This window comes from Eubacterium sp. MSJ-13 (genome assembly GCF_018918235.1).
In the GTDB taxonomy this organism is placed as follows: Bacteria; Bacillota; Clostridia; order Lachnospirales; family Lachnospiraceae; genus Butyribacter.
The window spans coordinates 1-10,745 of the sequence record NZ_JAHLQE010000145.1; the positions used below are offsets into that span (position 1 = coordinate 1).

Sequence of the window (10,745 nt, forward strand, 5' to 3'; positions counted from 1 at the left end):
TACCTCCCAAGCAACAGATTTTATATTTAATCTGTCTACTTTAGAGGTATCATATCATATCTTTCTGAAGGTGCTATTTTTAACCCTGCTGCTGATTATGAATATTATCAACAGCTTTTTCTAATTCTATTGTATGCCAACGGTTGCGGATGATCTGTTGCTTTAATTCTGATATGCGTTTGTTGGTGTAGACCGACAGGCAGACCTAACGCAGAATTTCCCGAAGATTGGAAAGAATATTATGATAAATGGAGATTGGGAGAAATGACAGCTACTAAATGTATGGAAATTCTTAATTTGAAGAGATCCACATTTTACAAGCTGGTTAAAATTTATGAACAGAATTTGTGACTTTTGAAAACTTGTATGTAAATGCAGAGAATTTATATATAGAAAATCAGAAGGGAGTGAGTACAAATGAATAGGCAAGTGGCATATAAGCAAGGATATAAAATTGTTATATGTGGAAAATTCTATGAGGTATCAGATACAAGAAGAATTTTACATTATGGAAATCTATCACACGCACCTACAATTCAAGAGGTATGGAATAAAACAATAAGAATACAGACAATGGAAGAGAATTATAAAGTGCGAAGAAATAAAGCGTATAGCAGATTGAGAGGAAAGAACATTGGAGCAGAAAGAATCAACTAAGCATATGAGAATTAGATTTGTTTTAGCTATAATTGTATTATGCGGATTATTTTATTTGTCATGGAGGTGGAAATAATGAATGAAACTACAGAGAGTCAGGCTTTTTGTACTGGAATGGCAGTAGGTATCAATATTTTCCAACAGAAGGTTGTTATGGCACAGAAAAATAATGAAGCTATAAGAATTGATGGAGAATTATATTATGTGCAAAGTGCAAAGGAAAGATTGCAAGATATGGTTGATAAGGTGTGCAAATAGGTTATCGTACACTATATCGTGTACAAATAAAATACTTGATTTTCCTAAACAAAATTGTTTAGTAAGTACGATAACCTACCTATACAGTAGGAATTATGTAACATCGAAAATCAGTCCTATGCAGTAGGAATATTGAAATTGTATATATGATTTAGTAAATTGTTTTGCAATAGTGATAAACCATACTATATAGGGCATAAACAAGGAATTAAGTTGAAAAATGGCTTATCGTATATGGAAGATGATTTTTAGATATAACGAGTATTGTTACAACAAAACGATAAAGAAAGAGAGGTCAACACAATGAAAATTAACATGGAAACAAAATTTGATATAGGTCAAGAAGTATTTGTTATCAGAGAAAACACTTACCATATTAAAAATGAGAGTAAGTGTTCTATATGTGAGGGTATTGGGAAAATCGTATATAGAGGACAGGAATTAAGATGTCCTGAATGTAGTGGTAAAGGAACACTTTTACACGGAGTTGATACAGCAAGTAAATTTTCGATTGATAGTCAAGGTGCTATAAATGGAATTAGAATACAGTATGCCACTGAAAATTGTCCATATATCAAGTATAAGATCAATAAAAAATTTCTGTCAGAAGACGAATTATTTGCCACTCAGGAAGAAGCTGAAGCACGATGCAGAGAATTAAACAAGGAGGTCACAAATGCAGATTAACATTGAATATGATAAAGAAATCAATCAAGTATTCCTTAGAAATGGAAACAGAACACTTACAATCGACAGAACAGAGATAGCAACAGTAGAAAAAATCTTTGATGCTATGGATATTCCATATACAGAAAAATTAGGAGAGGTCTTTATATTTGACAAGGAAATAGCGGAAGAAGATAACCAGTCATTACTTGATAAATTAAAAGCGGAAAGAGGTGTTGAATAATATGGCAACAGATAGAATTGAACCATGCGAATCATATATCTGTAAAGGTCAATGCAAAAAAGGAAGAGAGGCAGATCATAAAGGCGGTTTTTATATATGGAAGAAAAAAGTAATGTTACAAAGTTGACACAGAAAGATTATCAGAAGAAATATGATGAAAAGACGCAATCAGTTACAATAAAGTACACACCTGCTGATATGCCAGATTTTGATAGGATGATGAAATATCTTGACAGGACTGGAAAATCAAGAAGCTCATTTATAAAAGAATTGATCAATAACTTCTTTCTGGAAGGTAGAGATAGAAAACATACTATTAGTAAGGAAGAAGAAAGGGCTGAATATTTTAAGTATAGCTTTATTGAAGAGGAGGATTTTGAAAGATTAAAAGGCATACTTAATAATGATGAAGAAAAATATAATACTGTACTTGATATTTATGCAGATAATATAGAATCTGCTGTAGAGGAATTATTGGAAGAAAAAGCGACACCACTAAATTATTGGATGGATGAATTAGAAGAACAAATTGAAAATGGTGAAATTGACTTGAAAGATGATGAATCATTTTCACGGAAGATAGATGATAGTTTATATCATTACATTGGCTAAAATCACATAGCACATTTCCACGAATTTGTCAAGTCCACCAAAACTGAATATAGGTGTTACAGAGTTTTAAAACAGACCACTATATATAGATTATAAAGTCTATATGTATATATTTGAAGGTTCACAAGTACCAGAAGATATATTAGAACTTGCAAAAACAAGAACAAAGGATTTAAAAGTATGTCTTGCACCGAATAGAAATAAAAATTTGAGCGGATTTGATGTACTTGTTAGATATAACTATCGAGACACATTGAGATTAAATCATGTTCCTTTTGGATTAAGTGAAAATGCCGTGAGAAAACTAATTGGATCTATGCCAATTAAAAGTGTGCTTGTTGCAAATGAAAAAGAACTTATGAAAATCTTACAAGATAAGAATGCTTCTGTTGAGGAAAAGAGAAGAGCAGTTCAGAAATATAAAGCACCATTCGCAACACAGAGATTTAGGGTTTTTATGAATAAATTTACAATCTATGAGTGCAAGGATAAGCAACTTACAAATGATTGTGTGGCTCTTTGCAATAAGGTTCATATTATGAATCTTAGCAATATGAAGTCAATTAAATATGAATTTTGTGAAGGTAGTGGAAAACGAAAAGCCACTATGAACAGAGTTAAGAGAAATATTAAGAAGAGTAAGAAATCAAAGAAATAAAAAAATAATGCAGAGAGTCCATTATGGGCTTTCTGCCATAGGAGATAGTTATTATGGCATACGGAAAGATTTATATAAATGATTTAGGTAGTAAGGTGACAGCTTTATTTGATGAATTACAAGCAAGTAAGAATCTGAATGAAAAAGCGTTCATTGCAGCCTTTAAGGAGAAATACCCGAAAGATTATGATTTGCTGGTTTATGAATGGGAATTTAAGGTACACGCATTTAAGAAGAATAAAAAGGGACATCCTGTACCACACCCGATAAGACCAGAAAAGATATTGAGTAATATGTTTCGCAACTATTATTACAAACTGGTAACAAAACCAAAGATTAAGAAAGCCAAAGAAAACTATGTGCTTAGAATGAAATGTGAAATCGGCAAATATTGGTACAAAATTAGAGATGATACAGAACATAGCGGAAAATATATTCTTGTAAATAAAGAGGATAGATAACATTCACATAACACAAAAATACAGAAATAACGTAAAAAATATTCCCTAACAGAGAACATTAGTAATAGGTGGAAGTCCTGATGAGGTATGTTCTCATCCCACCATAACCATAACATAGAGGATCAACGAAATGTTGGTTCTCACCAATAAAAATTTTGGAGGACAGAATGATGGGTAAGCATGTAAAAGAAGAGTGGCAACAGTATTTACTGGACGAAAAGAAGGAATACACAGAGGAACAACTAATTGAAAAATTCAAATGTGCTGTGAATTATTTAAAAGAGAAACACATGAGGATGGATCAAGAAATGTTTACAAATCCTGATAATGTTGACAAAAAATACAATTTATCAGAGAAAGACAAACAGGATTATGGAAAAGCATTTCAGAAAGAAGGATATGCACTGCAAGATTGTAAGAAAATCATGTGTGTAATGGATGCCGTGTATCATGTATTAGATATTTCAAAAGAGGATGCAAGACAGTTTACATTATATATTGCAGAATGTGTGTGGAAAGCAAATAGACCAGATATGTGAAGATCAAGCAGTAATAAGTATTCACAATCGTATTGGTTATGGCAGTAAGCACGATGGAGACGAAATTGATTTGGATATTTGCTGTGATTGTTTTGACAAGCTGATTGATGGATTCACAGAAAAATGTGCAATCAGAAGTGTTATGGATTTATTACAATGGAAGATGGTACAGATGTATTTGTACATTATACAGGTATTAACACAACAGAGAAATTTAAGTCGTTATCAGAAGATGAAAATGTCGTGTTTGATGTGATTGATACTGAAAAAGGAAGACAAGCAATCAATGTTACTGTCGTATCTGAATCATAACAATAAAAATTATTCTTCAAGTGGAGAATATTATATTACAGAGATATATTTGCGGTGAGAGTAGCAAGTCTACCAATGAAGAGATTGGTTATCAAGTTGTAGATGCAACATTGGACGAAAGTCTTCTTCAAGGAGAACGAAATTTAGTTCTCCATTTATCAGTAAAGGTGCTGATTACATTTGTACGGAACAACATACCATTGAAGATAATGGTTATTATAGAGAACGGATAGACAGGCATAGTGTCAGAAATGGCATTATGCCTATATTAAATATATTGATTGGAGGAATGAATTATTTACAAAGGAACTAATAGGACAGAAATGTATATAGTCAGATCATTGGCAATGACGAACTGGTTATGCAACAACGGATTTAAGATTTTGAAAGTTGAAGATTCTGAAAAGGATGATAAACTGAAGGTTTTCTTCTTTGAGGACACGCCAGCTTTACACGACACTATGATGAAGTACAGAAAGAGAGTGTGAAGTGTATGGCAAATGGCAAGCAAAAAATATGGGTATCAGACCTTATAGGAAATGATTTTAAAAGATGGAACAATGAATTTGTAATATTGGATTGTGGTACAGCTTGTGGAAAAACATATTTTTGTATCAGAGTTTTAGGAAAATATGCAGCCAAAAGAAAAAGAAGAATTTTATATCTCTGTAATAGAAATAAGTTGAAGAATCAGACATATAAACAGGTAAGAGATGAAAAATTGCAAGCAACTATATATGTTACTACATATCAGAACTTACAAAATAAAATACAACGAGGCGAGCATATTCCACACTATGATTACATTATTGCTGATGAATGCCACTATTTCACAACAGATGCAGGATTTAATGATTATACAGATGTTGCATACAACTATGTAATGAAGCAGAAAGAATCAGTTGTAGTATTTGTTAGTGCGACAGCAAAATCATTTTTTAAGTATCTGAGAGATACTAACAAAGTAAAAAAGAAAAATAGTTACAGATTGGACAAGGATTATTCCTATGTATCAAAGTTATATTATTACCAGAGTGATGAATTACCTGGAATTATAGATGATATATTAGCGAATGAATCTGATAGTAAGATAATTGTATTCTGTAATTCTGGTGACAGAATATTAGAAATGAGCAAAATCTACGGAGATAATGCGGATTATTTTTGTTCCAGAAATGCACAAAAAAGGTTAAGAGATTTATGCGGTTGGCAAGTAGATGGAAATGGGAAAATAATTGCAGAGCCAAACTGTATAAAAAATTACTCTGATGATTTGATAACCTTTGATAAGAGAATCTTGTTTACAACCTCTGTATTCACAAGCACAATATTTGCAGAAAATTCGTGAAACAAACGAAGAACTCCGTGAACATGCCCGCACTGCAATTAGTGATTTGAACGATGAAGCTGAATTTTGGAAAGAAATTCTTAATTATAAAGATGCTTATGACGATAATGGCAATATGACTGAGAATGGCAAGTCAAGACTTGCGCTTAGCATGGCTGAAATGAGTAATGATATAGCTTTGAATAAAAAGTATGCAGAAGCTATTGATGAACTCGATGCTGAATATGCTAAAGATAATATTGGTTACGATAAATATTACACACAGCGTAAAGAACTTGAATCTCAGCAAAGAGATGTCATTAAGAATTATTATTCTGAAACAGATGCTATTAAGTCTCTTATTGAGGAAGGTTATAATGCACAAAAAGATGCATTATCTGATTTAATATCCAAATATACAGATGCACTTGATGCAGCAAAGAATCTTCACGATTATGAGAAGTCTATTAAGGAAAAGACAGAAAATATTGATTCCATTAAGAAGCGAATTGCTGCACTTCAGGGCAATGATACTGAGGAAGCAAGACAGAAAATCCAGAAACTTAATATTGACTTAAAGAAAGCCCAAGAGGATTTGGACGAAACTCAGTATGAAAAATATATTGAAGATCAAAAAGATATACTCAATGAGATGCAAAATGATTATGAGGATTTTGTTGAAGAACAGCTTAAAAACATTGATGACCTTATTAACAGGCTCATTGAATGTGCAAAAGGAAACACAAGTGATGTTCTCAAAGTTTTAGAATCTCTTGCAAATAAATGGGATATAGATCTTAGTGCAATTCTCAAAAATGACATGGAAAAAGGTGATTTTTCTTCTAGTGATAAACAGGATAGTAATGCTGTAGATAATGCAAATAAGCGTTATGATGAGGATAAAAAGAACGAGGAATATAATCCTCCAAATTCTGACGTTGATGATACTAATCCTACCCCAAATCCTGATACAAAGGATAATACGGAAGCTGTTAAATCATTAACAGATATTCTTAAACAGATTGCTAGTGAAAACGGAAATGAAACTACACATCAAATCCATGGCGTTGAAGGAAAAGACCAAAATGGGAACATGTGGTATAACAGGCTTAGCACGGATAAATTAAATCAGTTCGTTTACGATAAGACAGGTAATGTCATTGAAGATTCGGCGTTAATGGATCTTGCTAAAAAGTTAGGGATGGATATTCCAAAAGGTTTATATAAAGAGATGCTTTATGCACCTTTGGATAAACAGCCAAAACTTGCAAAAGAATTTAGAGATGCATTATTTGAAAAGCTGGAAGATATGAATTTCACAACAGATATTGAGACATTGCTAAGTGGATTCACTAACACAATTAGGACACCATCAACAAGTGATATAATCAAAGCTGAGGAAGATAAAGTTGCTGCCCCAGGTGAAACAAATGCTTATGCTGAACAGGCTAAAGCTGAGGCTGAAAGACAAAGTAAGGAAAATGAAGCTAAATATCTTAAAAAGATATTGAAAAATATCACTGGTGATGCAAACGATGCCGAAAAACCACTCCGCAAAATAAAAGCTGGGGAAATTTCTAAGAGTGCATTAAATAAGAAGTTGTCTGCTGATTATGGTGTTGTTGTCAAATCTGGTGCTGGTGCTCATGGTCAAAAATATATAGATATGTTTGCAAAAGCTATAGGAATGGTCGGTTCTGGCGGTGGCTATGGTGAAAATGATGAAGTATATCAATATTTGAAGAAAAATTATCCACATTTAGGATTTTCTACAGGTGGTGTTGTTGCCGCATTAAATAAGATTGCTCTTGCTAACGGTGATGATGCTTGGACTACTGTAAAATCTAAAGAAAGAGTTCTCACACCGCTTCAAAACGAAATGTGGGAAAAGTGGACAAATAATCTTCCAAACCTTGTAAATATGGCTGATTATTTACCAAAGATGTCTGATGTGCCTGTTAAGAAAGGTACAAATTCTGTAACTGTTGGTGATATTTCATATACTATGGAATTTCCTAATGTAACTGATCCAAATTCTATGAAAGAAGCAATTAAGAAAGATACATCATTACAAAATCTTATGCGTGATGTGACAATCGGTCAGATGAAAAAGGGGAATAAGCTTGGTATGATGAAGTATTAGTTTTATGGAGAGTGGTTTTACTGCTCTCCTAATTATATTGTTTATGTTAAAATTGTCGTGCATTTTCGTTGATAATGGTCGATTATTGGTATATAATGGAAATATTAAATACTGATGATTGGAGAATATTATGGATGAATATACATTATATTTAGATGAGAGTTATACATATAAGAAAAATGGAAAACAGCCTGCATTTGCAATTGGTGGGTTTATTATTAAAAATTCAGATATTGATATAATAAAAAATAATGTTGATGCTTTAAAAACAATTATTTGGTCTGATTTAGAAAACCCGACTTCTGTTATATTACATGAAATGGATTTGAAGGATGCTCTAAATAATCGCATTAAGAAAGAAAAATTAAAGTCTGATTACGTAAGATTCAGAAATAACAAAAATTTAACTCCTAAACTATATGCAGGGATAAGTAAAATTATTAAAGAGTCAGAAATAACCACGATTGGTTGTGTAGTTAAATATGATGATTATTGTCATAATTTTCCAAAAGATATAGGAAATGAAATATCGTTAGTTTGTATGCAAATAATTTTAGAAAATTATACTCATTTTTTATACACTAATAATGCAGTTGGTAAAATTGTGTATGAATCAAGAGACGCAATGGATAAAACTATGCTAATGAGGTTTTATCAAGTATCCTCTATCGGAACAATGTATGTAAAGCCAGAAGCAATACAACAGAAAATTTTACAGTTTTGTTTTATACATAAATCTGAGAATTTACAATGTTTACAATTAGCAGATTTTATGGTAAATCAAATGGCACGGAAGAAATCAGGAAAAAAGATATATAAAACTACATCTGATCTAGTAAAAAATATTTTATACAAATCATATGATGGAACAAATGGTAATAATGAAAGATTTGGTATAAAAACAATTCCAAGAATAATTTCAAAAAGTTCTTGACATATTATTTGTAGTCGTATATAATAAATTAAGCGATGGTTCTGAGAACACAATCTTTTGTGGCGAATCGCACGGATGTGGATTTCGTTTGAATTTTATTATTCGATACTTAGCGGTTGAGATGTTAAATTTGAAAAGTGACTCTATCGTACCATATTTTTTGCAAGTTATAAAAGCATCTAGTTTTTTACTAGGTGCTTTTATATTAATATAAAACACAAATATCCAGCAAAATATAATTAGACCAATTGGCGGCAATAAAACCATAACACAGCAGTCTAGTGAGATAATCGCTAGGCTGTTTTTCTATGCAAAAAAGGAGAAATTATGTTTAGTAAAGATAAAAAGATAGAAATTTTAACATCTGAGGTTGAACGCTTACGCAGAGAAAACAAAATGTTAAAAGAGCGTAATACAGAAGAAATTGCTAAGAAAGCACAGGAAATTTCAGATGAGTACATAAAGGAAACTCAGAACAATCTTGCTGAGATTAAGGAGTTGAAGGAAAAATATCATAAGTTGATTGACGAGCTTGAAGATACTAGAGATGGTTATGAGAAAGAAATGGAGAGATTTATGAGTGGTATTGGGAGAAGAAAGAAGTTTTTAGGAAAGATTTTTGGAAGAAAATAATGAGGTAAAACAAAATGAAAAAAAAAGATGGAAAAACTTGTTAAAAATTATTGGGTTATTAGTAAGATTGTGGCAGTAATGCTTACAATTTGGAATTATGCAATGTGGACAGAGCCTTTTAATTTTGCAAAGGCTATGGTAATGATTATTGGTGGATCAGTTGTTACATTTCTTTTAATCAATCTATTAGATATGCTTGTGGGTATTATTGCACTTGTGTGTAGAAAGATTCATAGACATTTCTATGACAAGAGAGTGTTAAGATTTTTAGAACAGAAAAAAGACGAAGTATAAGGGGGGATAATGAGCATGAATAATATTAAAGCAAAGAGCTATATTGAATTTACAAAGGACGGAATTACAGAAAAATTCTATGAAGGCGACAAGGTTATTTGTCGAACTGTTGATAAGGAATATACAGGAAAGATAACTTGTGTAGGAGAGTTCAAAGAGAATGAGGAAGCAGAACCAGTAACAGTTATTTGTCTCGATACTTCTAAATCTGTATGGAGTTATTCAAGTGAGATTATTAAATTTTATGATATTGAGTTTATGTGTAAGGATTTCTTTGCAGATACCAATATAGATAATGATATGACGGGTGAAGAGTTACAGAAAAATACATACATTGGTTTATTTGTCGGTATGGGATATGACAGAGAAAAGGTGGAAAATACATGGGATAAGGCGAATAATCTTATGAAACAGTTTAATATTCCATTTGAAAAAACAGTGTCATGCATTTTGTATTCATTAAAATATAAGTGCAATTTGGAAACTCCGTTGAGATTGATTTGTGGAATTGATATTACGGGATTAGAAAAATCTCTTCCAAAGTTTGAAAAAGAAGCTGCAAAGTGTTTGAGTATGGCATTGGTAGGTGGTCTTGTTTATCTGCTTGCCGATAAATTAGAGAAGGAATTGACAAAATAATAAATGATTGTAAGGCAGAGGTCATATGGCTTCTGCCCTTTATATGAAGATTGGATATTCAAGGTGTTGCATTATTGCAATGCCTTTTTATTTTACAAAAAATTTTTTAGGAGCGTGATTTTTATAGAAAGTGCAGTAGTTACATTAGATAGCAAGATCTTGTTGAATATAAAAGAAGCATCCGATTTATTTGGAATTGGACAACATAGACTTAGAGAGATAGTTCGTGAAGATTATGGTAACAAGTATCATTTGATGCTGGGGCGAACAATTAAGATTAAAAGAAAGCAGTTTGAAGAGTTTATTGATAGTAACAGTTCAGCCTTGTCATAGTCAAAAGGAAGAAATTTAAAAACTTTTTTAATAAA

Annotated in this window: 17 protein-coding genes; all 17 read left to right on the top strand. The window is 31.8% G+C overall.

Annotated features, from left to right (window positions below; all coding sequences use genetic code 11):
• Positions 1 to 417: 417 nt before the first annotated feature.
• The 17 genes from KQI69_RS09015 to KQI69_RS09095 all read left to right on the top strand — a co-directional run bounded on the left by KQI69_RS09015 (position 418) and on the right by KQI69_RS09095 (position 10,710).
• Complete coding sequence (locus tag KQI69_RS09015; protein WP_216565051.1) at positions 418 to 657, top strand: hypothetical protein; 240 nt, start codon at positions 418 to 420, stop codon at positions 655 to 657.
• Between the two features lie 75 nt (positions 658 to 732).
• On the top strand, positions 733 to 915 hold the full coding sequence (locus tag KQI69_RS09020) for a hypothetical protein (RefSeq protein WP_216565052.1): 183 nt from the start codon (positions 733 to 735) through the stop codon (positions 913 to 915).
• A gap of 303 nt (positions 916 to 1,218) precedes the next feature.
• Complete coding sequence (locus KQI69_RS09025) at positions 1,219 to 1,602, top strand: hypothetical protein (protein ID WP_216565053.1); 384 nt, start codon at positions 1,219 to 1,221, stop codon at positions 1,600 to 1,602.
• Positions 1,592 to 1,825 carry a hypothetical protein gene (locus KQI69_RS09030; RefSeq protein WP_216565054.1) on the top strand — a complete coding sequence of 78 codons (234 nt, stop codon included), beginning with the start codon at positions 1,592 to 1,594 and terminating at the stop codon, positions 1,823 to 1,825. Before KQI69_RS09025 ends, KQI69_RS09030 begins: the two co-directional genes overlap by 11 nt.
• A gap of 96 nt (positions 1,826 to 1,921) precedes the next feature.
• Positions 1,922 to 2,437, top strand: a complete 516-nt coding sequence (locus KQI69_RS09035; RefSeq protein ID WP_216565055.1) for a hypothetical protein — start codon at positions 1,922 to 1,924, stop codon at positions 2,435 to 2,437.
• Positions 2,438 to 2,540: 103 nt separating this feature from the next.
• Positions 2,541 to 3,095 (top strand): hypothetical protein, encoded by a 555-nt coding sequence (locus tag KQI69_RS09040; RefSeq protein ID WP_216565056.1) that lies wholly within the window; start codon positions 2,541 to 2,543, stop codon positions 3,093 to 3,095.
• A 53-nt stretch (positions 3,096 to 3,148) separates the two neighbouring features.
• Positions 3,149 to 3,556, top strand: a complete 408-nt coding sequence (locus tag KQI69_RS09045; protein ID WP_216565057.1) for a hypothetical protein — start codon at positions 3,149 to 3,151, stop codon at positions 3,554 to 3,556.
• A 167-nt stretch (positions 3,557 to 3,723) separates the two neighbouring features.
• On the top strand, positions 3,724 to 4,095 hold the full coding sequence (locus KQI69_RS09050) for a hypothetical protein (RefSeq protein WP_216565058.1): 372 nt from the start codon (positions 3,724 to 3,726) through the stop codon (positions 4,093 to 4,095).
• Positions 4,096 to 4,218: 123 nt separating this feature from the next.
• Complete coding sequence (locus KQI69_RS09055; RefSeq protein ID WP_216565059.1) at positions 4,219 to 4,407, top strand: cold-shock protein; 189 nt, start codon at positions 4,219 to 4,221, stop codon at positions 4,405 to 4,407.
• Positions 4,408 to 4,730: 323 nt separating this feature from the next.
• Complete coding sequence (locus KQI69_RS09060; RefSeq protein ID WP_256442235.1) at positions 4,731 to 4,895, top strand: DUF5659 domain-containing protein; 165 nt, start codon at positions 4,731 to 4,733, stop codon at positions 4,893 to 4,895.
• Between the two features lie 5 nt (positions 4,896 to 4,900).
• Entirely contained in the window at positions 4,901 to 5,755 is an 855-nt protein-coding gene (locus KQI69_RS09065) for a DEAD/DEAH box helicase family protein (RefSeq protein ID WP_216565061.1), read from the top strand.
• Positions 5,739 to 7,877 carry a hypothetical protein gene (locus tag KQI69_RS09070; RefSeq protein WP_216565062.1) on the top strand — a complete coding sequence of 713 codons (2,139 nt, stop codon included), beginning with the start codon at positions 5,739 to 5,741 and terminating at the stop codon, positions 7,875 to 7,877. Before KQI69_RS09065 ends, KQI69_RS09070 begins: the two co-directional genes overlap by 17 nt.
• Positions 7,878 to 8,007: 130 nt before the next feature.
• A complete protein-coding gene (locus KQI69_RS09075) occupies positions 8,008 to 8,811 on the top strand; it encodes a DUF3800 domain-containing protein (RefSeq protein WP_216565063.1) in 804 nt (267 codons plus the stop codon).
• A gap of 327 nt (positions 8,812 to 9,138) precedes the next feature.
• Entirely contained in the window at positions 9,139 to 9,444 is a 306-nt protein-coding gene (locus tag KQI69_RS09080; RefSeq protein WP_216565064.1) for a hypothetical protein, read from the top strand.
• A 27-nt stretch (positions 9,445 to 9,471) separates the two neighbouring features.
• Complete coding sequence (locus KQI69_RS09085; protein WP_216565065.1) at positions 9,472 to 9,738, top strand: hypothetical protein; 267 nt, start codon at positions 9,472 to 9,474, stop codon at positions 9,736 to 9,738.
• A gap of 15 nt (positions 9,739 to 9,753) precedes the next feature.
• A complete protein-coding gene (locus tag KQI69_RS09090) occupies positions 9,754 to 10,377 on the top strand; it encodes a hypothetical protein (protein ID WP_216565066.1) in 624 nt (207 codons plus the stop codon).
• Positions 10,378 to 10,380: 3 nt separating this feature from the next.
• Entirely contained in the window at positions 10,381 to 10,710 is a 330-nt protein-coding gene (locus tag KQI69_RS09095; protein ID WP_216565067.1) for an excisionase, read from the top strand.
• Positions 10,711 to 10,745 lie beyond the last annotated feature (35 nt).

Bases quoted from the DNA above. Each gene is read 5' to 3' on its own strand.
- KQI69_RS09015 (WP_216565051.1), top strand. From the start codon at position 418: ATGAATAGGCAAGTGGCATATAAGCAAGGATATAAAATTGTTATATGT.
- KQI69_RS09020 (WP_216565052.1), top strand. From the start codon at position 733: ATGAATGAAACTACAGAGAGTCAGGCTTTTTGTACTGGAATGGCAGTA.
- KQI69_RS09025 (WP_216565053.1), top strand. From the start codon at position 1,219: ATGAAAATTAACATGGAAACAAAATTTGATATAGGTCAAGAAGTATTT.
- KQI69_RS09030 (WP_216565054.1), top strand. From the start codon at position 1,592: ATGCAGATTAACATTGAATATGATAAAGAAATCAATCAAGTATTCCTT.
- KQI69_RS09035 (WP_216565055.1), top strand. From the start codon at position 1,922: ATGGAAGAAAAAAGTAATGTTACAAAGTTGACACAGAAAGATTATCAG.
- KQI69_RS09040 (WP_216565056.1), top strand. From the start codon at position 2,541: ATGTATATATTTGAAGGTTCACAAGTACCAGAAGATATATTAGAACTT.
- KQI69_RS09045 (WP_216565057.1), top strand. From the start codon at position 3,149: ATGGCATACGGAAAGATTTATATAAATGATTTAGGTAGTAAGGTGACA.
- KQI69_RS09050 (WP_216565058.1), top strand. From the start codon at position 3,724: ATGATGGGTAAGCATGTAAAAGAAGAGTGGCAACAGTATTTACTGGAC.
- KQI69_RS09055 (WP_216565059.1), top strand. From the start codon at position 4,219: ATGTGCAATCAGAAGTGTTATGGATTTATTACAATGGAAGATGGTACA.
- KQI69_RS09060 (WP_256442235.1), top strand. From the start codon at position 4,731: ATGTATATAGTCAGATCATTGGCAATGACGAACTGGTTATGCAACAAC.
- KQI69_RS09065 (WP_216565061.1), top strand. From the start codon at position 4,901: ATGGCAAATGGCAAGCAAAAAATATGGGTATCAGACCTTATAGGAAAT.
- KQI69_RS09075 (WP_216565063.1), top strand. From the start codon at position 8,008: ATGGATGAATATACATTATATTTAGATGAGAGTTATACATATAAGAAA.
- KQI69_RS09080 (WP_216565064.1), top strand. From the start codon at position 9,139: ATGTTTAGTAAAGATAAAAAGATAGAAATTTTAACATCTGAGGTTGAA.
- KQI69_RS09085 (WP_216565065.1), top strand. From the start codon at position 9,472: ATGGAAAAACTTGTTAAAAATTATTGGGTTATTAGTAAGATTGTGGCA.
- KQI69_RS09090 (WP_216565066.1), top strand. From the start codon at position 9,754: ATGAATAATATTAAAGCAAAGAGCTATATTGAATTTACAAAGGACGGA.
- KQI69_RS09095 (WP_216565067.1), top strand. From the start codon at position 10,381: ATGATTGTAAGGCAGAGGTCATATGGCTTCTGCCCTTTATATGAAGAT.